General features: G+C 47.0%; 27 protein-coding genes. 24 read left to right on the top strand and 3 right to left on the bottom strand.

The genetic code is table 11. The annotated features are described in order from the left end of the window. The first annotated feature begins 37 nt into the window (after window positions 1-37). Complete coding sequence (locus G9F50_RS12730) at window positions 38-805, top strand: prolyl oligopeptidase family serine peptidase (RefSeq protein ID WP_007409140.1); 768 nt, start codon at window positions 38-40, stop codon at window positions 803-805. A gap of 62 nt (window positions 806-867) precedes the next feature. Continuing rightward, window positions 868-1,176, top strand: coding sequence for a metal-sulfur cluster assembly factor (locus G9F50_RS12725; protein ID WP_003155088.1), 309 nt, complete (start codon window positions 868-870; stop codon window positions 1,174-1,176). A gap of 130 nt (window positions 1,177-1,306) precedes the next feature. Here G9F50_RS12725 and fosM read toward each other — a convergent pair whose 3' ends face one another. Beyond that, entirely contained in the window at window positions 1,307-1,750 is a 444-nt protein-coding gene (gene fosM / locus G9F50_RS12720) for a FosM family fosfomycin resistance protein (RefSeq protein WP_080130442.1), read from the bottom strand. Window positions 1,751-2,071: 321 nt separating this feature from the next. Between fosM and G9F50_RS12715 the strand changes: the two genes are divergently transcribed. The 10 genes from G9F50_RS12715 (at window position 2,072) to G9F50_RS12670 (ending at window position 13,863) form a co-directional block, all read left to right on the top strand. After that, the gene (locus G9F50_RS12715; protein WP_165406562.1) at window positions 2,072-3,508 is read left to right on the top strand and encodes an FAD-binding oxidoreductase; all 1,437 of its coding nucleotides are present in this window, start codon (window positions 2,072-2,074) and stop codon (window positions 3,506-3,508) included. Then, window positions 3,505-4,047, top strand: a complete 543-nt coding sequence (locus G9F50_RS12710) for an MFS transporter (protein WP_060562144.1) — start codon at window positions 3,505-3,507, stop codon at window positions 4,045-4,047. Before G9F50_RS12715 ends, G9F50_RS12710 begins: the two co-directional genes overlap by 4 nt. 164 nt (window positions 4,048-4,211) lie before the next feature. Next, the gene (gene argC / locus G9F50_RS12705) at window positions 4,212-5,249 is read left to right on the top strand and encodes an N-acetyl-gamma-glutamyl-phosphate reductase (protein ID WP_060562145.1); all 1,038 of its coding nucleotides are present in this window, start codon (window positions 4,212-4,214) and stop codon (window positions 5,247-5,249) included. 22 nt (window positions 5,250-5,271) lie between these two features. Next, complete coding sequence (gene argJ / locus G9F50_RS12700) at window positions 5,272-6,489, top strand: bifunctional ornithine acetyltransferase/N-acetylglutamate synthase (RefSeq protein WP_060562146.1); 1,218 nt, start codon at window positions 5,272-5,274, stop codon at window positions 6,487-6,489. A gap of 14 nt (window positions 6,490-6,503) precedes the next feature. Continuing rightward, a complete protein-coding gene (gene argB / locus G9F50_RS12695) occupies window positions 6,504-7,280 on the top strand; it encodes an acetylglutamate kinase (protein ID WP_032871177.1) in 777 nt (258 codons plus the stop codon). After that, complete coding sequence (locus tag G9F50_RS12690) at window positions 7,277-8,434, top strand: acetylornithine transaminase (protein WP_060562147.1); 1,158 nt, start codon at window positions 7,277-7,279, stop codon at window positions 8,432-8,434. The genes argB and G9F50_RS12690 overlap by 4 nt, the downstream gene beginning before the upstream one ends. Before the next feature lie 68 nt (window positions 8,435-8,502). Further along, entirely contained in the window at window positions 8,503-9,561 is a 1,059-nt protein-coding gene (locus G9F50_RS12685; protein ID WP_072588976.1) for a carbamoyl phosphate synthase small subunit, read from the top strand. After that, window positions 9,554-12,649, top strand: a complete 3,096-nt coding sequence (locus G9F50_RS12680; RefSeq protein WP_165406563.1) for a carbamoyl-phosphate synthase (glutamine-hydrolyzing) large subunit — start codon at window positions 9,554-9,556, stop codon at window positions 12,647-12,649. Before G9F50_RS12685 ends, G9F50_RS12680 begins: the two co-directional genes overlap by 8 nt. After that, window positions 12,637-13,608 (top strand): ornithine carbamoyltransferase, encoded by a 972-nt coding sequence (argF, locus tag G9F50_RS12675; protein ID WP_012117275.1) that lies wholly within the window; start codon window positions 12,637-12,639, stop codon window positions 13,606-13,608. Before G9F50_RS12680 ends, argF begins: the two co-directional genes overlap by 13 nt. A 75-nt stretch (window positions 13,609-13,683) precedes the next feature. Further along, the gene (locus G9F50_RS12670) at window positions 13,684-13,863 is read left to right on the top strand and encodes a YjzC family protein (protein ID WP_003155070.1); all 180 of its coding nucleotides are present in this window, start codon (window positions 13,684-13,686) and stop codon (window positions 13,861-13,863) included. 36 nt (window positions 13,864-13,899) lie between these two features. On the opposite strand, the gene G9F50_RS12665 is transcribed toward G9F50_RS12670, so the two are convergent. Then, entirely contained in the window at window positions 13,900-14,085 is a 186-nt protein-coding gene (locus tag G9F50_RS12665) for a YjzD family protein (RefSeq protein WP_007409129.1), read from the bottom strand. 260 nt (window positions 14,086-14,345) lie between these two features. On the opposite strand from G9F50_RS12665, the gene G9F50_RS12660 reads away from it, so the two are divergent. From G9F50_RS12660 to G9F50_RS12645, 4 genes are all read left to right on the top strand, one after another. After that, window positions 14,346-15,080, top strand: coding sequence for a lipase family protein (locus G9F50_RS12660; RefSeq protein ID WP_060562151.1), 735 nt, complete (start codon window positions 14,346-14,348; stop codon window positions 15,078-15,080). A gap of 82 nt (window positions 15,081-15,162) precedes the next feature. After that, a complete protein-coding gene (locus tag G9F50_RS12655; RefSeq protein ID WP_017417444.1) occupies window positions 15,163-15,729 on the top strand; it encodes a Rossmann-fold NAD(P)-binding domain-containing protein in 567 nt (188 codons plus the stop codon). Between the two features lie 89 nt (window positions 15,730-15,818). Further along, complete coding sequence (locus G9F50_RS12650) at window positions 15,819-16,772, top strand: BMP family ABC transporter substrate-binding protein (protein WP_060562152.1); 954 nt, start codon at window positions 15,819-15,821, stop codon at window positions 16,770-16,772. A gap of 12 nt (window positions 16,773-16,784) precedes the next feature. Then, window positions 16,785-16,976 carry a ComZ family protein gene (locus tag G9F50_RS12645; RefSeq protein ID WP_003155061.1) on the top strand — a complete coding sequence of 64 codons (192 nt, stop codon included), beginning with the start codon at window positions 16,785-16,787 and terminating at the stop codon, window positions 16,974-16,976. A 28-nt stretch (window positions 16,977-17,004) separates the two neighbouring features. On the opposite strand, the gene G9F50_RS12640 is transcribed toward G9F50_RS12645, so the two are convergent. After that, window positions 17,005-17,223: a hypothetical protein gene (locus G9F50_RS12640; RefSeq protein WP_007409123.1), complete on the bottom strand. Its 219-nt coding sequence runs from the start codon at window positions 17,221-17,223 to the stop codon at window positions 17,005-17,007. Between the two features lie 166 nt (window positions 17,224-17,389). On the opposite strand from G9F50_RS12640, the gene G9F50_RS12635 reads away from it, so the two are divergent. From G9F50_RS12635 to opp4C, 8 genes are all read left to right on the top strand, one after another. After that, entirely contained in the window at window positions 17,390-18,328 is a 939-nt protein-coding gene (locus tag G9F50_RS12635; RefSeq protein WP_165417772.1) for a beta-ketoacyl-ACP synthase III, read from the top strand. A 22-nt stretch (window positions 18,329-18,350) separates the two neighbouring features. Further along, complete coding sequence (gene fabF, locus G9F50_RS12630) at window positions 18,351-19,589, top strand: beta-ketoacyl-ACP synthase II (protein WP_060562153.1); 1,239 nt, start codon at window positions 18,351-18,353, stop codon at window positions 19,587-19,589. An 83-nt stretch (window positions 19,590-19,672) separates the two neighbouring features. Further along, complete coding sequence (locus G9F50_RS12625) at window positions 19,673-20,458, top strand: DUF2268 domain-containing putative Zn-dependent protease (protein WP_060562154.1); 786 nt, start codon at window positions 19,673-19,675, stop codon at window positions 20,456-20,458. A 173-nt stretch (window positions 20,459-20,631) separates the two neighbouring features. Beyond that, window positions 20,632-21,618 (top strand): ABC transporter ATP-binding protein, encoded by a 987-nt coding sequence (locus G9F50_RS12620; RefSeq protein ID WP_033574515.1) that lies wholly within the window; start codon window positions 20,632-20,634, stop codon window positions 21,616-21,618. After that, a complete protein-coding gene (locus G9F50_RS12615) occupies window positions 21,615-22,604 on the top strand; it encodes an ABC transporter ATP-binding protein (protein WP_060562155.1) in 990 nt (329 codons plus the stop codon). The genes G9F50_RS12620 and G9F50_RS12615 overlap by 4 nt, the downstream gene beginning before the upstream one ends. Before the next feature lie 77 nt (window positions 22,605-22,681). Next, entirely contained in the window at window positions 22,682-24,310 is a 1,629-nt protein-coding gene (locus tag G9F50_RS12610; RefSeq protein WP_043021306.1) for a peptide-binding protein, read from the top strand. Between the two features lie 75 nt (window positions 24,311-24,385). Continuing rightward, window positions 24,386-25,336 carry an oligopeptide ABC transporter permease AppB gene (gene appB, locus G9F50_RS12605; RefSeq protein ID WP_043021305.1) on the top strand — a complete coding sequence of 317 codons (951 nt, stop codon included), beginning with the start codon at window positions 24,386-24,388 and terminating at the stop codon, window positions 25,334-25,336. A 14-nt stretch (window positions 25,337-25,350) separates the two neighbouring features. After that, window positions 25,351-26,262, top strand: coding sequence for an oligopeptide ABC transporter permease (gene opp4C / locus G9F50_RS12600; protein ID WP_060562156.1), 912 nt, complete (start codon window positions 25,351-25,353; stop codon window positions 26,260-26,262). Window positions 26,263-26,267: the final 5 nt, after the last annotated feature.

Below are 26,267 nucleotides of genomic sequence, written 5' to 3'. Positions count from 1 at the left end.
CACTTATGATTATGGTTATCCTAAGGAGGGAGTCAACGTGATTCTTATTGATCATCAAACCGTATCAGGCATTCCGTTTTTACATATTGTAAAAGAAGAAAATCGGGACCGTCCCGCTCCCCTTGTTTTCTTTATTCACGGTTTTACAAGCGCGAAGGAGCATAATCTTCATTTCGCTTACCTGCTTGCTGAAAAGGGTTTCAGAGCCGTGCTGCCGGAAGCTCTTTACCACGGTGAACGCGCTGAACAGCTGTCAGCAGAAGAGCTCGCCGTCCATTTTTGGGACATTGTATTAAATGAAATCGAGGAGCTTGACGTGCTGAAAAAGGATTTTGAAGCGCGCGGTCTGATTGAAGACGGGCGGATCGGTCTTGCGGGCACGTCAATGGGCGGAATTACGACATTCGGCGCGATGGCCGCATATGATTGGGTCAAAGCCGGCGTCAGTCTGATGGGAAGCCCGAACTATACGGCGTTTTTTCAGCAGCAGATTGACCACATTCAAAAGCAGGACATCGACATTGACGTCACAAAAGAACAGGTCGATGAACTGTTTGCGCGGCTCAAACCGTTCGATCTCAGTCTGGAACCGGAAAAACTCCGCAGCCGCCCGCTGCTGTTCTGGCACGGCGTTCAAGACAAAGTCGTTCCGTATGCACCGACCCGCGGCTTTTATGAAACGATTAAACCTCATTACAGCAGCCGGCCTGACCATCTTCAGTTTCTGAAAGACGAACGGGCTGATCATAAAGTCCCGAGATACGCCGTTTTAGAAACCGTCGCCTGGTTCGATAAGCATTTATAAAGCACAAAGGTGTTAACGAAACCCGCTTTTACGTTATACTGAGGAAAAAGGAGTGATGGAACGTGGAAGAAGCATTAAAAGAAAACATCATGGGCGCCTTGGAGCAGGTTGTTGACCCTGAGCTCGGCGTCGATATCGTCAATCTCGGCCTTGTATACGACGTTGATATGGATGACGACGGCCTGACGCACGTTACGATGACACTGACATCAATGGGGTGCCCGCTCGCTCCGATCATCGTCGACGAGGTGAAAAAAGCGCTCGCCGACATTCCGGATGTAAAAGAGACGGAGGTCCACATCGTCTGGAATCCGCCTTGGACAAGAGACAAAATGTCACGCTACGCAAAAATTGCATTAGGGATTCAGTAATAAGAAAATGCACCTCGGATTTTAGGTACATCCTAAAGTTTGGAGGTGCTTTTCTTTTGTCTGCATTTAAATGAAAAAATCAACGCGGATAAGCGACAGTGAGGGTTTGTTTTGGATCGCAAACAAACCTTTATATATAAAATTTCATATGAGGTTTATCTTTTTTGTAATAGGACAGTCTGTCTTGGAGTGTACCTGTGTGGAATTCAAATTTATGTCCATCGGGATCAGTAAAATAAATTGACTTTTGATCTTGCTTATCTCTAGGACGCCCATTTAATATACTTACATTTAGATTTTTTAGCCTTTGATGTATTGCATCAAAATCTTTTGGGTCAATTGTAAAGGCCATATGCGTATAAGATTTATGTATTTCATTTCTTGGTATATCCGCCTCTAAGTTAAGTGCAAGCCAAAGCCCGTTCAGATCAAAATATGCTGTCTTTTGCCCTTTAACCAGGAGTTGTGCATGAAATACTTTTTCATAAAATTCTATAGATTTTTCCAAATTTGAAACAGAAAAAAGAAGATGATTGATTCCTTTTATGTTTATTTTCCCCACCTCATTTAACATGTTTGTTTGAAACAATTCCATTGGTAATACATCTGCATATATATCGATTATATACTGACTAAAAAATCATTTTAAGGATTTCTGTGGATTTTTATGCCCGATGTTTTCCGGCTGACCGTTTCGAGCTGTACTAAACATGATTCTGTCGGGCGCCGTTCTGTCTGCTTTGCCGCTGCAGACCGGCGTGCGGAAAGAAGGGCAAGTCACTAAAAAAACCCGAGTTTCCCACCATTCGGGGTTTTTTACGGTATCGGATTAAAAAGGAAAAAAACGGACGTGAGGCATGATATAATAGACCGGCTGCATGCGAGGGAGGAACCCATGAAGAAAAAATTACTTCTCATTATCCTTAGCATCCTTGTTTATACGGCGCTGTTCGCTGTTTCCGCTTTTCACAAAGAGCCGGTGCAGCAGGCAGGGACAATGACGGATGTCAGCCGTCTCATGCCCGTGAAAATTAAGCAGACGGTCAAAGGAAAAGAGACAGAAACATTGGTCGAAACGATTAAGGAAGCAAAGAGAAAGCATCTGAAGATCTCAATCGCAGGCGCCCAGCACTCAATGGGCGGCCAGACGTATTATGAAGACGGTATCGTTCTCGACATGACGGGCTACAACAAAATACTCGGTCTCGACCGAAAGAAAAAAATCATCAGGGTGCAGGCGGGAGCGACGTGGAATGATATTCAGCGCTATGTCAATCCGTACGGGCTCGCGGTAAAAGTCATGCAATCGCAAAACATTTTTACGATCGGCGGCTCACTGAGCGCCAACGCCCACGGCCGGGATATCCGGTACGGTTCGCTGATTGATACGGTCAAATCGTTTCATCTTTTAAAGGCGGACGGCAAAGTCATCACCGTTACTCCGAAAGATGACCTGTTTTCAGCCGTCATCGGCGGCTACGGCCTGTTCGGCGTCATCCTGGACGCGGATATTGAGCTGACGGATGATGAGCTTTATGAAATGAAAACGAAACGTATGAACGCTGATACATACAGTCAATATTTTACGCAGCATGTTCGGCGCAACCCCGCCGTGCGCATGCATCTCGCGCGGATCGCAACAGGGGATAAAGGCTTTTTGCACGATATGTATGTGACTGATTACACACTCTCAGACAATCAGAAAGAATTAAAGCGGCACAATGAACTGAAAGAAGATGAGCATCCGGCGCTGACGAAATTCGCGCTCGGCCTCTCCCGCCGGTATGACTGGGGAAGAAATTGGTTCTGGTCAACCCAGCAGTCTTATTTTCTCAGCCAAAACGGCGTGAAAGTCTCCAGGAACAATGTCATGCGGTCAGAATCGAAATTTTTGGAATATGAAAACACGGACAACACCGATGTGCTGCAAGAATACTTCGTGCCCGTCGGCGAATTTGCGCCGTACATTCATGATTTACGCAAGACGCTGTCACATGAAGATCTCAATCTCGTAAATATTACGATCCGCTACGTGCAAAAAAATGAAAAAGCCGATCTGTCATACGCAAAGGAAGACATGTTTTCACTCGTTCTTTTAATCAACGAAGGGTTTTCAAAAGACAGCCAGGCGAGCGCGGCGCGGATTGTCAGAAAAATGACGGATACGGCATTGCGCCACCGCGGCAGTTATTATCTCCCGTATATGCTGTATCAAACGAAAGAGCAGATGCGCGAGGCATATCCGAAAAGCGATATGTTCTTTCAGAAAAAACACAAATATGATCCGGATGACTTGTTTATGAATTATTTTTATCAGAGGTACAAATCATGAAACACAACCATTTAAAATGGCTGATCCTGTCACAGAGCAGTGTCTTTTTTGCCGGCAGCCTGATCTTTCCGTTTTATATTTTATTTATTAAAAACATCGGTTCCAGCTACACGCAATTCGGTCTTTCATACGGCTTGTTCGGCCTGAGCGGCGCATTGATTCATCCGCTGCTCGGCCGGCTGTCGGCAAGACTGGATTCCCGCTGGTTCCTTATGGCAAATTCGTGGGGGATGGCGGTGCTTCTTCTGACGCTCCCTCACATTACCGGCGTGCACCAGGTTTATGTTGTGCAGGTGCTTCTGGGCCTGTTCGGCGCGATGCAAAAACACGGCGAGAAAATCATGATCGCCGATTACACCGACGGCGGGGAGCGGGGGAAAAAAGTCGGCAGCTATCATTTCTGGACGGCCGTATTTTCAGCTGCCGCCATTATTCTCGGCGGGTTTCTCGCTGATTTCTTTACGGTTTATATTATCTTTTACGCCAGCTCCGTGCTGTTTTTTATGAGCGGGCTGATGATGCTGAAAAAAACAGGCTGATCCGATCAGCCTGTTTTTCTTATGCCCCCCTCGATCGAGAGGGGGGTTTTTGTCAGCGAAAACAGATGGAAAATGAATGAAAAAATATTAAATATACAATTGAATTAATTTTTATTCATGTTATAATGTTAAATAATTTCACAAAAACCAAGAAGGTGAACCCGTTGAAAATAGGTATTATAGGCGCGACTGGTTATGGAGGCGCCGAACTTGTCAGGATTCTTAACCATCACCCTTATGCAGAAGATTGTATATTATATTCATCGAGCGACGAAGGGAAAGAATATGCCGCTTCATATCCGCATTTGAGGAATATAGCGTCACAATCACTTCAGCCGCTTCATATAGAAACGATCCGAAACGAAATTGATGTCATGTTCATAGCTGCGCCGCCCGGCGTTTCCGGAGAGTGGTCGCCCAAGCTGGCGGAGGCGGGCATGCCGGTCATTGATCTATCCGGCGATCTGCGGATTCAAAACCCGGCCGTGTATGAAAAGTGGTATAAGCGGAAGGCCGCTCCGAAAGGAACGATTCAAAGCGCGGTTTACGGTTTAGCTGAACTGCAAAAAAAAGAGATTCAGACTGCAAAGCTGATTGCCAATCCGGGATGTTTTCCGACGGCTGTGCTGCTCGGGCTCGCTCCGCTGGCGAAGAATAAGCTTTTACAAGATTCGTTTCTGATTGTTGATGCGAAAACAGGCGTATCCGGTGCCGGCCGAAAAGCATCCATGGGCACTCATTATTCTGAGCTGAATGATAATTTCAAAATTTATAAGGTTAATGAGCATCAGCATACTCCGGAAATTGAACAGCAATTAGCGGCTTGGCAGCCCGGCACAGGCCCGATCACGTTTTCTGCTCATTTGGCGCCGATGACAAGGGGCATTATGGCGACGATGTATACGGAGGCTCCTCCGGGTATGTCTGCTGCACGGGTAAGAGAATTGTATTCCGAATTCTACAAAGATTCATATTTTGTCAGAATCAGGCCGGAAGGTGAATTTCCGGCGACGAAAGAGGTATACGGCAGCAATTTTTGTGATATCAGTGTCACCGTGGATGAAAGAACAAACCGTGCCACCATCGTTTCTGTCATAGATAATCTGATGAAAGGCGCCGCAGGGCAGGCGGTTCAAAATTTAAATATCATGAATGGCTGGCAGGAAGAAACGGGACTTACGATGACGCCAGTCTATCCATAGAACGAAAGAGGGATTCAAAAATATGATTCAGCTGAGTGAGGAAATCACGAAAATAAAAGGCGGCGTATCCTCGCCGAAAGGGTTTGAGGCAAAGGGCGTGCACTGCGGTCTGCGCTATTCAAAAAAAGATCTCGGAGCGATTATCAGCGAAGCGCCTGCAGTCAGTGCAGCGGTATATACGCAGAGCCATTTTCAGGCAGCGCCGCTGAAAGTGACGCAAGCCAGCCTGAAAAAAGAGGGTGTGCTTCAGGCGGTTATCGTCAACAGCGCGATTGCCAACGCCTGTACGGGAGACCAAGGATTAAAGGACGCCTATGAAATGCGGGACGGCTTCGCGAGCCAGCTCGGCATTGAGCCGGAGCTTGTTGCGGTTTCGTCAACCGGGGTGATCGGCGAGCTTTTAGACATGAAAAAAATTCAAGCGGGCATTGAACAGCTCGGTCAAGCGCCGTCCGTGTCCGGAGCATTTGAAGAAGCCATTTTGACGACGGATACAGTGACGAAACAGACGTGTTATGAAATGGTGATCGGCGGAGACATCATCACGATCGGCGGAGCGGCGAAAGGCTCCGGCATGATCCACCCCAACATGGCGACAATGCTCGGCTTTGTCACAACGGACGCGGCCGTGGAAGAACAGGCGCTCAAAAACGCGCTCAGAGAGATTACGGATGTTTCATTTAACCAAATCACCGTTGACGGAGAAACATCGACGAATGACATGGTGCTTGTGATGGCAAACGGCTGCGCGGGGAATGATTGCCTGACGGAGCAGCACCCTGACTGGCCGGCTTTTAAAAAGGGATTAAAGCTTGTATGCGAAGACCTTGCCAAAGATATAGCCAGAGACGGTGAAGGAGCGACGAAATTAATTGAAGCCAGAGTCGAAGGCGCGAAAAATAACCTTGAGGCGAATATTATCGCCAAAAAAATCGTCGGCTCAAGCCTTGTGAAGACCGCCGTTTACGGTACAGACGCCAATTGGGGGCGCATCATCGGCGCAATCGGGCACAGTGCGGCAAGCGTAACGGCCGAACAAGTGGAAGTTTTCCTCGGCGGTCAGTGTCTGTTTAAACACAACGAACCTCAGCCATTTTCGGAAACTGATGCCAAAGAGTACTTATCAGGTGATGAGATTGCGATTGCAGTCCGCCTGCAGGAAGGATCCGGCAGCGGCCGGGCATGGGGCTGTGACTTAACCTATGATTATATCAAAATCAATGCGAGCTATCGCACATAACAAAGGGGAGCGGCATGAAGAAAACGATCGTTTTTAAGTGCGGCGGAAGCGTAATCCGCGAGTTATCCGCCGATTTTTTTCAAAATGTAAAAGAGCTTATGCAATCGGGCTGGAACATTGCCGTCGTCCATGGAGGCGGCCCGGACATTTCAAAAATGCTGAAAACATTGCAGATTGAAACGGAATTTGTCGATGGACAGCGGAAAACGACCAAACCGGTGCTGGAAACAGCGGAAATGGTCTTGTCAGGGACGATCAATAAATTTTTCGTAACCGAACTCGCGAAAAACGGGCTGAAAGCCGCGGGAATATCAGGAAAGGACGGCGGTCTCCTTCAAGCATCCTATCTTAATCAAGACAAATACGGAGAAGTCGGCGAAATACAAAAAACCGATCCGTCAATCATTCACGCATTAATGAAAGAAGGCATCATTCCCGTTATCGCTCCGCTTTCCATGACAAGTGATTTCGAAACGCTGAACGTCAACGCAGACGCCGCGGCATCGGCCGTCGCTTCAGCCTTACACGCCGACAAACTTTTATTTGTCACGGATGTCGAAGGAATTATGGACGGAGAGAACAGGCTGGATACTTTGACGCCGCAAGAGATTCAGGCCCTCATAGATGACGGCGTGATTTCAGGAGGGATGATTCCGAAGGTAAACTCGGCATTATCGGCACTGAGTGAAGATGTCGAGGAAGTGATGATCGTAAACGGAAAAGGAGCGTTTTTCACCGATCAAGCCTTCCAAGGAACAAAAATCGTCAAAGAAAAGGAGAGCGTGTCATGAGCAGTCTATTTCAAACCTACAGCCGCTGGCCCATCAATATCAAAAAAGCGAAAGGGACAATTGCAGAGGATGAAAACGGAAAAACGTATCTCGATTTTATTCAGGGCATCGCCGTTTCCAATCTCGGCCATTGTCATGATGAGGTCACAGAAGCGGTGAAAGAACAGCTTGACAGCGTATGGCACGTTTCCAATTTGTTTGAAAATGATCTTCAGGAAAAAGCCGCGGCAAAGCTTGCCGAACATAGCGCGGGGGATCTCGTTTTCTTCTGCAACAGCGGGGCCGAAGCGAATGAAGGCGCCATTAAGCTTGCCCGTAAAGCAACGGGAAAGACAAAAATTGTAACATTTCATCAATCCTTTCACGGACGGACCTATGCGGGGATGGCCGCCACCGGACAAGACAAAATCAAGACCGGTTTCGGACCGATGCTTCAAGGCTTTCACTATCTTCCGTTCAATGATCCGTCGGCATTCAGCACGCTTTCAAAAGAGGATGATATCGCCGCCGTCATGCTTGAGACGGTGCAGGGAGAAGGGGGAGTCAATCCCGCCGATCCGGAATTCATCGAAGCCTTACAGACATTTTGCAAAGACAAACAGGCGCTGCTTATCGCAGACGAGATTCAAACCGGAATCGGCCGGACGGGCAAGGCATTCGGCTATGAGCATTTCGGCATCTCTCCGGACATCATCACTGCTGCGAAAGGGCTTGGAAACGGTTTTCCCGTCGGAGCCGTGATCGGCAAAAAGAAGCTTGGCGACGCCTTTACGCCGGGTACGCATGGTACGACTTTCGGCGGCAATAAGCTTGCCATGGCAGCTGTGAAAGCAACCTTGGATATTGTGTTTCAGCCGGACTTTCTCCAGGCGGCGGCAGACAAAGGATCATTTTTAAAAGCGCAGCTGAACCGTGAACTGACAGGGCCTTTTGTAAAAGAAATCCGCGGAAAAGGGTTATTAATCGGCATTGAATGCGCAGGTCCCGTGTCCGGCATCATCGGAGATCTGCAGGAACGCGGGCTTCTCGTGCTTCCGGCCGGACCGAATGTCATCAGGCTGCTCCCGCCGCTTACGGTTTCTGAAGAAGAAATGCTGTCGGCCGTCAGTATGCTGAAGGCAGCGATCGAAGCGCATTCGGCAGTGAAACGGTAATTTTTTTCGATATAAAAGTATAAAAATTCATATTTTTAATTAATTATTCATCAAGAGGTGGGCTTTAGATGAAAGGCTATTTAGTATTGGAAGACGGAACATCATTTGGCGGTGAACTTGAAAAAGAAGCCCGCTGTGTTGGCGAAGCGGTTTTTTTCACCGGAATGACGGGCTATCAGGAAGTGCTTACAGACCCGTCATATAAGGATCAGATCATCGTCTTTACGTATCCGCTGATCGGAAACTACGGAATTAATGAAAAAGACCTTGAAAGTAAGATTCCTCAAGTCAAGGCTGTTGCCGTCTATGAAGCGTGTGAACATTTTTCTCACCATGAAGCAGTCTCAAGCTTGAGAGAGTATTTAAATAAATGGAACATCCCGCTCTTAACCGAAGTGGACACACGGGCCGTCGTCAAAACCATCCGCTCCGGCGGCACGATGAACGCTGCCGTGTCAACAACAGGAGAAATTCCGGCAGCATCCGGAACAGAAAACCCGGCGGAGCTGGCGCAGTCTGAAGACATCACGTCAATGGGGAATGGAGACCGGCATATTGCGCTGATTGATTTCGGTTATAAAAAATCAATCGCCTCGTCACTTGTAAAGCGCGGCTGTAAAGTAACGGTCATTCCGTATCAGCAGATGAACGCTGTTTACGACATTCAGCCCGACGGAATCGTGCTCTCAAACGGCCCGGGCGACCCGAAAGCGATTGCGCCGTACATGAACCGGATTACATCATTACTCAGTGATTTCCCCGCACTCGGCATTTGCCTCGGGCATCAGCTGATTGCCCTGGCTTTCGGAGGAAATACGTATAAGCTGCCGTTCGGCCACAGGGGTGCCAACCATCCTGTCATTGACCGGAAAACGAAACGGGTGTTTATGACAAGCCAGAACCACAGCTATGTCGTTGATGAAGCATCAATTGACGAAAACGAGCTGTCCATCAGATTTCATCATGTCAATGATACATCAGTGGAAGGGCTCATTCATAAGCGCCTTCCCGTATTAAGCGTCCAGTTCCACCCTGAAGCTCATCCCGGACCGGCTGAGAGCGAGTGGATATTTGATGAATTTCTAGAGAAAGTGATACCAGCAAGGAGAGAAATCGCTCATGCCTAAAGATACAACCATTTCCAGCATATTAGTCATCGGCTCCGGCCCGATCATCATCGGCCAGGCGGCAGAATTTGATTATTCAGGAACGCAGGGCTGCATGGCTCTGAAAGAAGAAGGATACCGCGTTATTCTAGTCAACAACAACCCGGCAACGATTATGACGGATGAGGCGTTTGCCGATGAAATATATTTTGAACCGCTCACAACCGACAGCATCGAGGCCATTATTGAAAAAGAAAAACCGGACGGTCTGCTTGCCAATTTGGGCGGCCAGACGGCATTGAATTTAGCCGTTAAGCTTGAAGAAGCAGGCGTGCTGAAGAAGCATCACGTCAAGCTTTTGGGAACATCGGTGGAAACCATTCAAAAAGGCGAAGACCGGGAGCAGTTCCGCGCCCTGATGAAAGAGCTTGATCAGCCCGTTCCGGAAAGCGAAATCGTCGACAACGAAGAAGACGCCCTCCGTTTCGCTGAGTCTATCGGATTTCCGGTCATTCTGAGACCGGCGTACACGTTAGGCGGAAAGGGAGGCGGAATCGCGAAAACGAAAGAAGCGTTTCAGACGCTTATTAAACAGGCGCTCTTAGCAAGCCCGATCAGCCAATGCCTCGTCGAAAAAAGCATCGCCGGTTTTAAAGAAATCGAATATGAGGTCATGCGCGACAGCAATCATACATGCATCACCGTCTGCAATATGGAAAACATCGATCCCGTCGGCGTGCACACAGGGGACTCCATTGTCGTCGCACCGTCCCAGACGTTAACGGATGAAGAATATCAGATGCTGCGTTCAGCAAGCCTGGCGATTATTTCGGCGCTGGATGTGGTCGGCGGCTGCAACATTCAATTTGCGCTGGATCCGTTCAGCAAACAGTACTATGTCATTGAAGTGAACCCGCGTGTCAGCCGCTCTTCAGCTCTCGCGTCAAAAGCGACCGGCTATCCGATTGCCAAAATGGCGGCGAAACTTGCCGTCGGCTATACGCTTGATGAACTGAAAAATCCGCTGACGGGCTCTACTTATGCAAGCTTTGAACCGGCGCTTGATTATGTCATCGTCAAATTCCCGCGCTGGCCGTTTGATAAATTTAAACATGCCGACCGCACGCTCGGAACGAAGATGAAAGCGACGGGAGAGGTCATGGCGATTGAAAGAAATATGGAAGCGGCCATTCAAAAAGCGGCGGCCTCCCTTGAGCTGAAAACGATCGGCACCCGCCTGCCTGAACTCGGCGGCTGTACGATCAATCAGCTGTGGGAATTAGCGGTAACGCCGGATGACCGGAGATTTTTCGTCGTCATGGAGCTGTTAAGCCGCGGTGAAACGATAGAAGACATCCATGCCAAAACGAAAATTGACCCGTTTTTTCTCCATGTATTCCGAAATATCATCACATTGGAAAACAAGCTGATGGAAGAAGGGGATCATCTGTCTTTCCCGCTTTTAAAGCAGGCGAAGGTAAAGGGCTTCACGGATGTCATGATCGCATCTCTCACGGGAAAAACGGAAGAAGACATCCGTGCTCTCAGAAAGAAATCAGGCATCGTCCCGTCGTTTAAAATCGTAGATACATGCGCCGCTGAATTTGATGCCAAGACGAATTATTTCTACTCCACCTACCTCGGGGAAAGCGACGGAGATATCAGCCGAAAAGAGAAAAAACGCGCCCTCATCATCGGCTCAGGCCCGATCCGCATCGGTCAGGGAGTGGAATTTGATTACAGCGCCGTCCACGGCGTTCTGACCCTGCAAAAGCTGGGGTATGAAACGATTATGATCAATAACAATCCGGAAACAGTAAGCACGGATTATGAAATCGCCGACCGGCTTTATTTTGAACCGCTGACGACAGAACATATTTTGAATGTGGCGGAACATGAAAACATTGATTTTGCCATCGTCCAGTTTGGGGGACAGACCGCGATCAATGCCGCTGAACCGCTGGAAAAAGCGGGCATTCCGCTGCTCGGAACATCCTTTGAAACCCTTGATGCGCTGGAGGATCGGGATCTGTTTTATCAGCTGCTTGATGACCTTGACCTCAAACATGCCAAAGGCGAAACCGCTTATTCAAAAGAAGAAGCAACGGAAAAAGCAAGCCGAATCGGCTACCCCGTGCTGATCCGTCCGTCTTATGTCATCGGTGGGATGGGCATGATCATCGTTGATTCAGAAGCGCAAATGTCAGAACTGCTGGAAAATGAAGCGGGCATGCCGTATCCGATTTTGATCGATCAGTACATTACAGGAAAAGAATTGGAGATCGATCTGATTTCCGACGGACATGAAGTATTCGTGCCGACTTACACAGAGCACATTGAACGCGCCGGTGTCCATTCGGGCGACAGTTTTGCCATTCTTCCGGGTCCGTCTGTCACACCTGATATGCAGCGGAATATAAAAGAGGCCGCCGAAAAAATCGCGGTAAAACTGGCTTTTAAAGGCATCATGAACATTCAGTTTGTCATTGATGACAAAGGGGATATTCTCGTTCTTGAAGTGAATCCGCGGGCAAGCCGCACGGTTCCTGTCGTGTCTAAGGTGATGGGGGTGCCGATGATCCCGCTTGCCGCCAGATTGCTGGCCGGCGCTTCCCTTAAAGACATCAAGCCCGAGGTTCAAAATCAGCACGGAACGGCAGTGAAATTCCCGGTTTTTTCTTCGCACGCCATTCAGGATGTGGACGTAAAGCCTGGGCCGGAAATGAAGTCGACTGGAGAAGGCATGTGTGTCGCGTTTGACGCAGAAAGCGCCCTGAAAAAAATCTACGCGCACGTCTGGGAGAAAAAAGGCAGCATCTATCTGGAAGGCTGTGATGCGGAATTGGAATGTCAGGCTCAAGAGGCGGGATTTACCGTATGCAAAGATGCGTTCCCAGCATGGGCAGAGCGAAAGGATAAAGCGGTCCATATAAATCTCAATCACTCTGAAGAAGCGCGTAAACAACGGATTGAAGCCATGACGCACGGTGTGACGGTCTTTACTGAACCGGAAACCGTAAAGGCATTTTTAGCAAGCGGCTCCGGCAAACCTCAGCCTGTATCGCTCAAAGATCTTTATCAAAAGGAAGTGGCATCATGCACACAATAAAAGCGGAACACACATTAACCCATTTGTACGGCAAAGATTTTCTTTCCTTAAAAGATGTCAGCCCGTCAGACATCAATGCGCTTCTGACAGAAGCTTCATTATTAAAACAACATCCGATACAGCCGATTTTCCAAGGGAAAACATTGGCGATGATTTTTGAAAAATCTTCAACCCGCACACGTGTGTCTTTTGAAGCGGGAATGGCCCAGCTCGGGGGAACGGGACTATTTCTTTCAAGCAGCGACCTGCAGCTTGGGCGGGGGGAGACAGTCGCGGATACGGCGAAGGTGCTGTCCGGCTTCGTTGATGCCATTATGATCCGCACCTTTGAGCATGAAAAAGTCGAAGAGCTTGCCGAGCATGCAGACATTCCCGTCATAAACGGGCTGACCGACCGGTATCACCCGTGTCAGGCACTCGCGGATCTGTTAACGATACAAGAAATAAAAGGAAAATTAAAAGGAGTAAAAGCCGCCTATATCGGTGACGGAAATAATGTAGCGCATTCACTAATGATCGGTTGCGCAAAAATGGGCTGTGACATTGCGATTGCTTCGCCGAAAGGCTATGAAGTAGAGGAAGAGGCGGTAAATGCTGCAAAAGAAGCGGCGGCTGTTTCCGGAGCGAAAATCACCCTTACCGAAAATCCGCAGGAAGCGGTGCGGGATGCAGACGTGATTTACTCCGACGTCTTCACGAGCATGGGGCAGGAGGAAGAGACGCAGCAGCGGCTGAATGTGTTTGCCCCGTATCAAGTCAACGCCTCACTCGTCAGTCTCGCCAAACCCGACTATACATTTTTGCATTGCCTGCCCGCGCATCGGGAAGAAGAGGTCACGTCCGAGATTATCGACGGCCCGAACTCTGCGGTATTTCAGCAGGCGGAAAACCGGCTTCACGCGCAAAAAGCGCTCCTGAAAGCTCTTCTTTACAAACAGGATGAACAAAAAAACCGCTGAATCTCATTCAGCGGTTTTTGATATTTCTCCGCATACAAGCGCATACTACATAAAAAAGAAAAAGGAGGAAATGACGTGGGACAGCAGCATCAATTCCGCCCGGGACAAAAAGCGCCGAATAACGGTGTGTACGTTGAAATCGGCGAAACGGGAAGCATGGTCAAAAACCCGCAAAAAATCAAGCTTACAGTGGGAGAAATGTTCCCTGAAACTTCAAACCACAACAGATTGTGGACGTATCAACGAAAACCGTGAACACAAAAAAACCTGCTGAATAGCAGGTTTTTTTATTTAATGCTGGCTTGCATCCTGTTTGACAGGCATGATCTCCGCAAGAACAAAGACTAGCACCGCAATAACCACGGCAATAACGGATGATTGCTTGAAATTGTACGCCGCGCTGTTCATGGAGGCGACCAAATAACAGGCCATATGTGTTAAAAGGAACGTCCAAATAAAACCGATAATAAACCGCACGTTTCCACCTCGTCCTTCATTTTATTCTACGTTGTATCATACCATACATAAAGCGCGGGCGGAAGGTCATTTTCTCATCAAAAAGCGCGCCTGAAACTGGCATTTGCCCGCCTGTCCGGCCGTCTGATGGAAAATTCGGTTCCTGTGCTCGGGATAATAGCCAAAACATAGCAGCAAATAGGAGTTTATCCGATCCGTTTTCATTCTTCTTACATATGATAGCCAATAGAGAGATTAGGAGTAAAAGGAGGCGGGCAGGCATGGGGATTACGGAAAGATTTTTCCAATTCGGATCTGAGCTGAACGTCATCCATCTGCCGTATCGGCCGAACGGCTTCTGTATCTTTATTCTGGGGGACAGAACCCACTTTGTCAGCCGGGACTCAAGCTTTTGGCTCGAACATGAAGGGAGAAACCAGCTGTTAAATACGATGCTTGACAGAGGATACACCATTTTTAACAGCAATTTATACGGACGGCATTGGGGTTCGGAAAAAGCCGTCCTTTACGCCAGACAGCTGATGCATTATGTGCTGAAACAAGAAACCCTCAATCCGAAAATACACTTGCTCGCAGAAGGCATGGGCGCCCTCATCGCCGATCAATTGCTGCAGTCTTCACCGGAGCATATCCGTTCAGCCGCAATGTTAGATCCTTGTCTTGACCTTCAAGCCCATTTTGAATCAGAGAAAGAAAATAAGTTTTTTTATAAGCAGTTTCTGAGGGAAACGGCACAGAGCTTCGGTGTTTCTGAAAAAGAGGCAAGCTCACTGAGCTATCAGACCATTACCGGCTGCCGCACCCGCGTGCCGGTACATATATGGCAAAGAACGACCGGAGCGCCGTACCCGTACACCCTGCATGCGAACGCGTATAAAGAAGCCCGGGAAAAGACCGGAAGCAAGACTGATATCACGTATCACCTGCTTGAGAACCCTGCGCGTATGTACAGAGCCATCTGCCGGTTTTTCCGCAGTCATGAAAAAGACCTGTAATGAATAGAATACAACAGCCATCTCTTTTCAGAGGGCTGTTTGGCTTGTGTGCGAATGAAAAACCGGAAAGGCGGCAGATGTGATGAAGACAGCGCTGATCATTGGAGCAGATGAATTTCTCGGCCTTTCATTGTGCGAACGGTTGATGGATGAGGGTGTGCATGTTGATGTCATTTTGGCAGAACCGGAGGACAAAACGAGGCAGCTGTATTTAGAAGAACGTTTAATGTGGCTCGCGAGAAACGGGCTTTTTCAAATAATAGATGAAATCGGTGAAAAGGAATACGATCGTATATGCGTTCAATACGGGAGCGGGTGTCTGCCTGAAGAAAGGGCTGAGCCTTTATATTGGATTGTTTACAGTGAGGATCACGGAGACTGGGAAAAAAACGGTCAGCGGGATACGGCAAAAGCGATTATCCTTCCTCCCCTTTACGGTCCGTGGACAGAAGCAAAAGAAGATGGCGAAAGCAGGATCTTTTTAGAAGACGCAGTCTGCGGGCTGATGAATCAGCTTGAGGCTGACGGCACAGAAGACGAAAACCAGATTATTACCCTGGAAATAAAAGAAAAAACGCAAAAAACGGAAGCGGAAGAAAAAATTAAAGAATGGAAAAGACAATTTTCATCAATATTCGACATTTTTTAAGAAATACCTTCCATGTTATGTGCATTACCGCTACAATAAACGTATATCAATTATACATGTTATGAGTTTGAAAAGGGGTTGAACATGGCTTGATCACCAGGCTTGTCATGATCTTTTCTGTCCTCCTTTTATTGAGCGGATGCGCACAAACTCCGTTTAAAGGAAAAATTGAGAAGGTCGGAATGCTTTTTCCCGATACCATCAGTGACTTGGTATGGGGCACAAAAGGTTACAAAGGTTTATTAGCGATACAATCTGAATTTAACGTTGACGTTTATTATAAAGAAAATATCAGATCCGATGAAGATATTTTAAAAGCGATAGATGATTTTCATAAAAAAGGAGTCAATCTTTTATACGGGCACGGAAATGAATACGAGGAAATCTTCAATATGATCAGCAAGGATTATCCCGACATGGAATTCGTCGTCGCAAACGGAACGGCGAAAAGCGATAATGTCACAAGCGTTCATCTTATGGGAGAAGCAATGGGTTTTTTCGGGGGAATGACAGCCGCCCATATGTCAAAAACCAATGAGGTCGGCGTCATCGCCTCCTTTTTGTGGCAGCCTGAAGTAGACGGCTTTATCAAAGGGGCGAAATATGAAAACCCTGATATCACCGTCAACACTGAATTTACGGACCACTGGGATAACGGCAATGAAGCGCTGCATCTTTACGAGAAGTTAAAAGCGGAAGGCACGGATGTTGTATATCCGGCCGGAGACGGGTATAATGTTCCTGTCATTCAGCAAATCAAAAAAGACGGGCTTTACGCCATCGGCTATGTCGCCGAGCAATCGAATCTCGGCAAAAACACGGTGCTGACAAGCACGGTGCAAAACGTAGATAAAGCCTATACATTAATTGCCGAGCAATATAATAAAGGTACGCTCAAGAGCGGAGATCACAACTTTGATTTCAGGGAAGGAGTCGTTGAAATGGGGACGTTCAGCCCTCTGGTGGACAAAGCATTTCAAGACAAAATCTCAGACCTTGTGAAAACGTATAACCGAACAAATGAACTGCCGTCAAATGAATAGAGGTGGATACACATGCAGCATGAAAAGTCTCTTGAATTTATGCAGATCGCGATGAAATACCTGCCGGAAGCAAAGGCGGAGCTTGAGAAATCCGGCATAGATCTGTCTATGGAAATGATTCAGCCGTTTATGGACCTGTTTACTTCGGTCATGGCGGAAGCGTATGAGCTTGGCAGATCTGATGCCGGGGAGCTGAATAAATAAAGAGAGCCACTTTTCATGAAGTGGCTTTTCACATGATTTTTTTCTTTATAGCGGACACCATCGGCGCGAAGTCTTTAAATACGGGCTTTAATTGATCCAGAGAGTTCATGATGGACCCCAGCTGATTCATCACGTGGTTGTAATCGATCTCTTCTTCGTTTTCAGCCTGAGGCTGCTCCGGGTTTTCTTCCGGTTCTTTATCCCGGTCTCTGGAATCGCCGAACATCATTTTGGAGAAAATATCCATAGTGAAGCCTCCTTTCGTCTTCCTTTTATTCTATGAGGAGCAGCGTCCGATAGTTTAGACGAATATATTGCCAACAGAAAAAAAATAGGGTAGAATTAGTACCTGATACTAATAATTGATCATAACTAATTAGTTTTAAATTCATTATAAAAAAGGAGTCTTTCCAATGAAAGCTGGAATTCTTGGCGTCGGCCGTTACATCCCGGAAAAAGTGCTGACAAATCATGATCTTGAACAAATGGTAGATACATCGGACGAGTGGATTCGTACGAGAACAGGTATAGAAGAAAGAAGAATCGCCGCGGAAGATATGTATTCATCCGGCATGGCCGCTGAGGCTGCGCAAAAAGCGCTTGATCAGGCCGGCATTTCCGCTGAGGAGCTTGATATGATCCTAGTGGCGACGGTTACTCCTGACCAGTCCTTCCCTACCGTTTCCTGTATGATACAAGAGAAGCTCGGGGCCAAAAAAGCGTGCGCGATGGATATCAGCGCCGCATGTGCGGGTTTTATGTACGGTATCGTAACCGCCAAACAATTCATTGAATCGCAAACATACAAACATGTCCTCGTGGTCGGCGTGGAAAAGCTCTCAAGGATTACCGACTGGGACGACCGCAATACGGCTGTGCTGTTCGGAGACGGAGCCGGAGCGGCGGTCATCGGACCGGTCAGCGACGACAGAGGCATACTGTCATTTGAGCTCGGAGCAGACGGTACAGGCGGTCAGCACTTGTACTTAGATGAAAAAGGGCATACAATCATGCATGGAAGAGAAGTATTCAAATTCGCCGTCCGGCAAATGGGTGAATCGAGTGTAAATGTCATTGAAAAAGCCGGCCTCTCCAAAGAGGACGTAGACTTTTTGATTCCGCATCAGGCAAACATCCGCATCATGGAAGCGGCACGGGAACGTTTGGAGCTTCCGGTTGAAAAGATGTCTAAAACAGTCCATAAATATGGAAACACATCCGCAGCATCCATTCCGATTTCATTAGTAGAGGAACTGGAAGCAGGCAAAATTAAAGACGGCGACGTCATCGTCATGGTCGGTTTCGGCGGAGGATTGACATGGGGCGCCATAGCAATACGCTGGGGACGATAAAAAAAGGTGAGGTGCACACAAGATGAGTAAAAAAAGAGTAGTCGTTACAGGGCTTGGAGCCCTGTCTCCGCTTGGAAACGACGCCGAAACAAGCTGGAAAAATGCAATCGGCGGCGTATCCGGAATCGGACCGATCACACGTGTGGAATCGGACGAGTATCCGGCGAAAGTAGCTGCTGAACTGAAAGATTTCAATATTGAAAATTACATGGATAAAAAAGAAGCGCGAAAAATGGACCGCTTCACGCAATATGCTGTCGTAGCCGCGAAAATGGCTGTTCAAGATGCCGGTCTGAACATCACAGACGAGATCGCGCCGAGAGTCGGCGTTTGGGTCGGATCCGGAATCGGCGGTCTTGAAACGCTTGAATCCCAATTCGAAATCTTCCTGACAAAAGGGCCGAGAAGGGTCAGCCCGTTCTTTGTTCCGATGATGATTCCTGATATGGCGACAGGCCAAATCTCAATCGCTCTCGGAGCAAAAGGAGTCAACTCTTGTACGGTGACGGCATGTGCCACGGGAACGAACTCTATCGGTGATGCGTTTAAAGTCATTCAGCGCGGCGATGCCGATGCGATGATTACGGGCGGAACGGAAGCGCCGCTGACAAGAATGTCATTTGCGGGCTTCAGCGCAAACAAAGCCCTTTCTACAAATCCTGATCCGAAAACGGCAAGCCGCCCGTTTGATAAAAACCGTGACGGCTTTGTCATGGGAGAAGGCGCGGGGATCGTCGTGCTTGAAGAGCTTGAGCATGCCCTTGCCCGCGGTGCGAAAATCTACGGGGAAATTGTCGGCTACGGCTCAACGGGTGATGCCTACCACATTACCGCGCCTGCCCAAGACGGGGAAGGCGGTGCGAGAGCGATGAAGGAAGCAATCAAAGATGCGGGCATCAAGCCAGAAGAAATTGATTACATCAACGCTCACGGCACAAGCACGTACTACAATGATAAATACGAGACAAAAGCCATTAAGACCGTTTTCGGTGATCATGCGCACAAGCTTGCCGTCAGTTCGACAAAATCAATGACGGGTCATTTGTTAGGCGCTGCCGGAGGAATTGAAGCAATCTTCTCCGTCATGGCCATTAAAGACGGCATTATCCCGCCAACGATTAACATCGAAACACCTGATGAAGAGTGTGATTTAGATTATGTACCGGACAAAGCGCGCGAGCAGGATGTCAACATCGTTCTCAGCAACTCGCTCGGCTTCGGCGGACATAATGCCACTTTGATCTTTAAAAAATATCAATAATACAGTTTCTGACCGGCTGCCTGAAAAAGGTGGCCGGTTTTTTTGTGCGTGCATATGATAACAACAAGAGGAGGCGAACCGGTATGAGCGTCAAGCAGACATATCAATGGATGGAAAAGGCGGCATCCGTAAATGATCTGGCCCCGCATCTTTTGCCGCTTTTTTCAGGGGCCGATAAGAAAGAGTGGAAGCCGATACTCGGGATGCTGCAAAACCACGGCATGTTTCGCCATTTGAAGGACGGCGTTAGGACCAGTAAACGGCTGAAAGAAAAAGGATGCTACAGCCATATTCAAAAGGAGGAAGCTTATTTAAAGGAGAAGTGGAACGGGCCGGACGTGCCGATCGTCGTTTTGCCCGTCGATGAACGAAACCGGAAAATCCGTCAGGAATTCGGATCAAAATCCGGTCTGGCCTTTCGGGACAAAATGTTCCTCTTTCTATCGTCGGATAGTTCCAATTCAGCTGTATCCGCCCTTATGACACATGAATATAATCACGTCTGCCGGTTAGAACATGTGACAAAGGACGAAAAAGACGAGACATTTCTTGATACAATCATGATGGAGGGGCTGGCAGAATATGCTGTATATGAGCGGTTCGGCTCAAGTCTTACGGCTGAATGGACGTCCTACTATACGCCTGAGCAGCTTGATTTTCTGTTTGAAAAAAGAGTCAAGCCGAACCTCCGCTTAACGAGAGACAGCAGAATGTTTTCCCAGCTGTTATACGGAAAAGGATACTTCCCCTCAATGCTCGGCTATGCCGTCGGATTCAATATAGTAAAAAAATATTTAACCGACCATCAAAAAACAGTAAAAGATGCATTGGCCATCCCTTCAAAAACCTTTCTGGAGGCAACGCTTTAATAGATTAAAAGAATGGAAATTATTTAAGGATATTACATTTATCCTAAAAAATTCTTGCTTTTGTAATAATGATGTAATAATATACAACTATAAAATTTTTCGACTATTCTATATTTTGTGATAGCGAAACGTATGTTTCCCTCTGCTTCAGCGGAATGAGAAAGGGGCGTATCATGAGCACACTATTAGAAGTGAATAATTTAAAGACCTATTTTTTCAGAAAGAAACAGCCGATCCCCGCAGTCGACGGGGTTGATTTTCACATTAACAAAGGCGAAACCGTCGCTCTTGTAGGAGAATCCGGCTCGGGCAAAAGCATCACCTCGCTTTCTATTATGGGACTTGTCCAAAGCTCGGGCGGAAAAATTATGGACGGCTCGATTAAGCTTGAAGGCAGGGACCTGGCCTCCTTCACCGAAAACGAATATTGCAAAATCCGCGGAAATGACGTCTCTATGATCTTTCAGGAGCCCATGACTTCCCTGAATCCGGTGCTGACCATCGGCGAACAAATTACCGAAGTGCTTGAATACCATAAAAAAATGAATAGAAGAGAAGCGGCTAAAAAAGCCGTTGAGCTTCTGGAACTCGTCGGATTCTCCAGAGCGGAACAAGTGATGAAAGAATATCCGCACCGTCTTTCCGGAGGGATGAGACAGAGGGTGATGATCGCCATCGCGCTCAGCTGCAATCCGAAGCTTCTGATCGCTGATGAGCCGACGACGGCGCTTGATGTGACGATACAAGCCCAAGTATTGGAGCTGATGAAAGACCTCTGCAAAAAATTCGATACTTCCATTCTGCTGATCACTCACGATTTAGGTGTGGTTTCCGAAGCCGCCGACAGGGTGATCGTGATGTACTGCGGACAAGTCGTAGAGAGCGCGAGTGTGGAGGACTTATTTTTAAACCCTCTTCATCCGTATACCGAGGGGCTGTTAAACTCCATACCGGTGATAGATGGAGAGATTGATACATTAAAAGCGATCAAAGGCAGTGTCCCGACACCGGATAATCTTCCGGAAGGCTGCCGATTCGCCCCGAGGTGTTCAAAAGCGATGGACAAATGCAAAACAGGGCAGCCGGAGCTGATAACGCATGAAAGCGGCCGTTCTGTAAGATGTTTTTTATATGAGGAAGAGGGTGCCCAATCAAAATGACAGCTGCAGGCCAAGAAACGATTTTAGAGCTGAAAGACGTAAAAAAATATTTCCCGATCCGCTCCGGTTTTTTTCAAAGGAAAGTCGGTGATATAAAGGCTGTTGACGGCGTTTCTTTTTCACTGAAGCGCGGGGAGACGCTCGGCATCGTCGGTGAATCAGGATGCGGCAAATCAACGGCGGGAAGGACGATGATCCGTTTATACAAGCCGACAGACGGCCGGATTCTTTTTAAGGGTCAGGATATCTCCGGCTTATCTGAAGATAAGCTGAGAAAAAGCGTCCGCAAAAACATCCAGATGGTCTTCCAAGATCCCTTCGCATCCCTTAATCCGAGGAAAACGCTGCGTTCCATTATTAAAGAACCGTTCCAGACTCACCATATGTACAGCATGAGCGAGCGGAACGAGCGAGTGGAGGAGCTGCTGGCGAAAGTCGGCCTTCATCCGAGCTTTGCAAACCGCTATCCGCACGAATTTTCCGGGGGACAGCGCCAGCGGATCGGGATTGCGCGGGCTCTGACGTTGAATCCCGAGCTGATTATTGCGGATGAACCCGTTTCCGCACTCGATGTCTCCATTCAGGCCCAGGTCATCAATCTGATGGAAGAACTGCAGGATGAATTCAACCTGACCTATTTGTTTATTTCTCATGATTTGAGTGTTGTCCGCCATATCAGCGACAGAGTCGGCGTCATGTATCTGGGAAAAATGATGGAGCTGACCGATAAACACGAGCTGTACGGCAATCCGCTTCACCCTTATACGCAAGCGCTTTTGTCTTCAGTGCCCGTCACGAGAAAAAAAGACGCCGTCAAGCGGGAACGAATCATCCTGAAAGGAGAACTGCCAAGTCCGGCAAACCCGCCGAAAGGCTGCGTGTTCCACACGCGGTGCCCGATGGCCAAACCGATCTGCAAGGAACAAATCCCGGCATTTGAAGAAGCCGCTCCCGGCCATTACGTCGCTTGCCATTTATATGCCTGAAATGACAAGCATCGAGAGGGGGTATGCCGGATTACATAACCAGTTTGCTGCATATATATCACAAAGGGGGAATTGATATGAAATTACGTAAAAGCGCACTGATGATGCTAAGTGTTTTTATGGCGTTTGCCATCTTCCTGTCAGCCTGCTCCGGCTCAAAATCCACAAGCACCGAATCCAAACCGGCAGGAAAACCGCAAAAAGGCGGAGATTTGGTTGTCGGGTCAATCGGGGAACCCACACTTTTTAACTCTCTGTATTCTACGGATGACGCAAGTACGGATATTGAAAATATGCTGTACAGCTTTTTAACGAAAACGGATGAAAAACTGAACGTGAAATTATCACTCGCTGAAAATATTAAAGAATTAGACGGCGGCCTAGCATATGATGTGAAAATTAAAAAAGGCGTTAAGTTTCATGACGGAAAAGAACTGACTGCAGATGACGTCGTATTTACGTACAGTGTCCCTTTAAGCAAAGATTACAAGGGAGAACGAGGATCAACATATGAAATGCTGAAATCCGTAGAGAAAAAAGGCGATTACGAAGTCTTGTTCAAGCTGAAATATAAAGACGGTAATTTTTACAATAATGCGTTAGACAGCACAGCCATTCTGCCGAAGCACATTCTCGGTAATGTTCCGATTGCTGATTTAGAAGAAAATGAGTTTAACAGAAAGAAACCGATCGGTTCAGGACCATTTAAGTTTAAAGAATGGAAGCAGGGCCAATATATTAAACTCGAAGCGAATAATGATTATTTTAAAGGAAGACCGTATTTAGATACTGTAACGTATAAAGTCATTCCCGACGCAAATGCTGCCGTTGCTCAGCTGCAGGCAGGCGATATTAATTTCTTTAATGTGCCCGCCACTGACTACAAAACGGCTGAAAAATTTAATAATCTGAAAGTCGTTACTGATTTGGCATTAAGTTACGTGTACATCGGGTGGAATGAAAAAAATGAATTATTTAAAGATAAAAAGGTCCGTCAGGCGCTGACAACCGCTCTTGACCGCGAGTCAATCGTCAGCCAAGTATTAGACGGAGACGGCAAGGTAGCCTACATTCCAGAATCCCCTTTATCTTGGAACTATCCTAAAGATATAGAAGTTCCGAAATTTGCGTACAACGAGAAAAAAGCGAAACAGATGCTTGCAGAAGCCGGCTGGAAAGATACAAACGGTGACGGCATCCTGGATAAAGACGGAAAGAAATTCTCGTTTACCCTTAAAACGAACCAAGGAAACAAAGTCCGTGAAGACATCGCTGTCGTCGTCCAGGAACAGCTGAAAAAAATCGGCATTGAAGTGAAGACCCAGATCGTTGAATGGAGCGCTCTCGTTGAACAAATGAACCCTCCGAATTGGGATTTTGATGCAATGGTCATGGGATGGAGTTTATCCACATTCCCGGATCAATATGACATCTTCCATTCAAGCCAGATTAAAAAGGGCTTAAACTACGTTTGGTATAAAAATGCCGAAGCGGATAAACTCATGAAAGATGCAAAATCAATCAGTGACAGAAAGCAATATTCCAAAGAATATGAGCAGATTTATCAAAAAATTGCGGAAGATCAGCCGTATACGTTCTTGTATTACCCTAACAACCATATGGCAATGCCGCAAAATCTTGAAGGATACAAATACCATCCGAAACGTGATTTATATAATATCGAAAAATGGTGGCTTGCAAAATAATTATCCCTTAAAGGGGAGGGAGAGCGTGTTCTCCCTCTTCTGTTTTTAATAAGGAAAGTAAAGGGGGACAAGTATATGGCTGCATATATTATCAGAAGAACCTTAATGTCTATCCCGATTTTATTGGGAATTACAATTTTATCATTTGTTATTATGAAAGCCGCGCCCGGAGATCCGATGACATTAATGATGGACCCGAAAATCAGCCAGGCTGACAGAGAGCAGTTTATTGAAAAATACGGTTTGAATGATCCTCAGTACGTTCAATATTTAAAGTGGCTCGGCAACATGGTGCAGGGCGATTTCGGAACGTCAATTGTCAGAAAAGGAACGCCTGTTTCAGAATTGATTATGGCCCGAATGCCCAATACGCTGCTGCTGATGCTCGTTTCAACGATTTTGGCTCTTATGATTTCTATTCCGTTTGGTGTCCTGTCGGCAAAGCGGCCTTATTCAAAGCTCGACTATGGCATTACGTTTACCTCATTTATAGGTCTGGCCATTCCAAACTTTTGGTTTGGATTAATTTTGATTATGATTTTATCAGTAAATCTCGGCTGGTTTCCGACCGGCGGTGTCGAGACGCTGAATTCCGATTTCAATATATTTGACCGGATTCATCATTTAATTCTGCCTGCATTCGTATTAGCTACAGCTGACATGGCCGGACTGACGAGATACACGAGATCCAATATGCTTGATGTATTAAATCAGGATTATATCCGTACAGCGAGAGCGAAAGGGTTCAAAGAGAACCGTGTATTATTTAAACACGGATTGAGAAATGCATTATTACCCGTCATTACAATTTTCGGTTTGATGATTCCCTCGTTTATCGGAGGATCTGTCGTTGTCGAACAAATTTTCACATGGCCGGGGTTAGGAAAGCTGTTTGTTGATTCAGCGTTTCAGCGTGATTATCCCGTCATTATGGCGATGACCGTCATTTCAGCTGTCCTTGTGGTCATCGGCAACCTTGTCGCTGATATTTTATACGCAGTGGTTGATCCGAGAATTGAATATTAAAAGGGGGGACATCGATGGCTGAGCTGAACACATCTCCGTCACCGGAGATCGGGCTGAAAGAAAATATTGCTGAGAAACCGGAAACCATGACAAAAATCTTTTGGGAAAAGTTTTCGAAAAATAAACTGGCGGTTGCAGGTGCTGTTATTCTGTTCGTGATTATTATGTCAGCGATTTTTGCGCCGGTGATTGCTCCTTATTCTCAAGAGCAGCAAAACCTGCTTGATAAATTTATAGCGCCGGGTCTAGAACATTTGATGGGAACGGATAAATTCGGACGTGACATCTTCAGCCGGATTCTGTACGGCGCGCGAATCTCTTTACTAGTCGGATTTGCCTCTGTTGTCGGCTCTATTTTTATCGGGACGATTTTAGGAGCGGTAGCGGGCTATTTTAAAGGTTTCGCAGATGCTGTTATTATGCGGTTAGTGGATATTGTTCTTTCCATTCCTGATATTTTCTTATTGATTACGCTTGTTACAATCTTTAAGCCAGGCGTGGACAAATTAATTTTAATTTTCTGCCTGACAGGCTGGACGACAACCGCTCGTTTGGTCAGGGGAGAATTTTTATCCCTGCGATCGAGAGAATATGTATTAGCCGCTAAAACAATCGGAACAAAAACACATAAAATTATTTTTTCACATATCCTGCCCAATGCGCTGGGACCAATTATTGTGTCAGCCACTTTAAAAGTCGGATCGGTTATTCTGGCCGAATCGGCGCTGAGTTATCTCGGTTTCGGTATCCAGCCGCCGATCGCAAGCTGGGGCAATATGCTTCAGGATGCACAGAACTTTACGATTATGATTCAGGCTTGGTGGTACCCGTTATTTCCGGGATTGTTCATCCTTCTTACTGTATTGTGTTTCAACTTTGTCGGTGACGGGCTGCGTGATGCGCTTGATCCGAAAAATGTGAAATGATCCCT

The organism is Bacillus sp. EKM206B (genome assembly GCF_011066015.1).
Classification (GTDB): Bacteria; Bacillota; Bacilli; order Bacillales; family Bacillaceae; genus Bacillus; species Bacillus velezensis.
This window is presented reverse-complemented; position numbering and strand designations above follow the sequence as displayed.

Excerpts from the sequence above, each read along its gene's own strand:
- fosM (WP_080130442.1), bottom strand. The coding sequence starts at position 1,750 with ATGTTAAATGAGGTGGGGAAAATAAACATAAAAGGAATCAATCATCTT.
- G9F50_RS12715 (WP_165406562.1), top strand. The coding sequence starts at position 2,072 with ATGAAGAAAAAATTACTTCTCATTATCCTTAGCATCCTTGTTTATACG.
- G9F50_RS12710 (WP_060562144.1), top strand. The coding sequence starts at position 3,505 with ATGAAACACAACCATTTAAAATGGCTGATCCTGTCACAGAGCAGTGTC.
- argJ (WP_060562146.1), top strand. The coding sequence starts at position 5,272 with ATGATTCAGCTGAGTGAGGAAATCACGAAAATAAAAGGCGGCGTATCC.
- argB (WP_032871177.1), top strand. The coding sequence starts at position 6,504 with ATGAAGAAAACGATCGTTTTTAAGTGCGGCGGAAGCGTAATCCGCGAG.
- G9F50_RS12690 (WP_060562147.1), top strand. The coding sequence starts at position 7,277 with ATGAGCAGTCTATTTCAAACCTACAGCCGCTGGCCCATCAATATCAAA.
- G9F50_RS12685 (WP_072588976.1), top strand. The coding sequence starts at position 8,503 with ATGAAAGGCTATTTAGTATTGGAAGACGGAACATCATTTGGCGGTGAA.
- G9F50_RS12680 (WP_165406563.1), top strand. The coding sequence starts at position 9,554 with ATGCCTAAAGATACAACCATTTCCAGCATATTAGTCATCGGCTCCGGC.
- argF (WP_012117275.1), top strand. The coding sequence starts at position 12,637 with ATGCACACAATAAAAGCGGAACACACATTAACCCATTTGTACGGCAAA.
- G9F50_RS12660 (WP_060562151.1), top strand. The coding sequence starts at position 14,346 with ATGGGGATTACGGAAAGATTTTTCCAATTCGGATCTGAGCTGAACGTC.
- G9F50_RS12655 (WP_017417444.1), top strand. The coding sequence starts at position 15,163 with ATGAAGACAGCGCTGATCATTGGAGCAGATGAATTTCTCGGCCTTTCA.
- G9F50_RS12645 (WP_003155061.1), top strand. The coding sequence starts at position 16,785 with ATGCAGCATGAAAAGTCTCTTGAATTTATGCAGATCGCGATGAAATAC.
- G9F50_RS12640 (WP_007409123.1), bottom strand. The coding sequence starts at position 17,223 with ATGGATATTTTCTCCAAAATGATGTTCGGCGATTCCAGAGACCGGGAT.
- G9F50_RS12635 (WP_165417772.1), top strand. The coding sequence starts at position 17,390 with ATGAAAGCTGGAATTCTTGGCGTCGGCCGTTACATCCCGGAAAAAGTG.
- fabF (WP_060562153.1), top strand. The coding sequence starts at position 18,351 with ATGAGTAAAAAAAGAGTAGTCGTTACAGGGCTTGGAGCCCTGTCTCCG.
- G9F50_RS12625 (WP_060562154.1), top strand. The coding sequence starts at position 19,673 with ATGAGCGTCAAGCAGACATATCAATGGATGGAAAAGGCGGCATCCGTA.
- G9F50_RS12620 (WP_033574515.1), top strand. The coding sequence starts at position 20,632 with ATGAGCACACTATTAGAAGTGAATAATTTAAAGACCTATTTTTTCAGA.
- G9F50_RS12615 (WP_060562155.1), top strand. The coding sequence starts at position 21,615 with ATGACAGCTGCAGGCCAAGAAACGATTTTAGAGCTGAAAGACGTAAAA.
- G9F50_RS12610 (WP_043021306.1), top strand. The coding sequence starts at position 22,682 with ATGAAATTACGTAAAAGCGCACTGATGATGCTAAGTGTTTTTATGGCG.
- appB (WP_043021305.1), top strand. The coding sequence starts at position 24,386 with ATGGCTGCATATATTATCAGAAGAACCTTAATGTCTATCCCGATTTTA.
- opp4C (WP_060562156.1), top strand. The coding sequence starts at position 25,351 with ATGGCTGAGCTGAACACATCTCCGTCACCGGAGATCGGGCTGAAAGAA.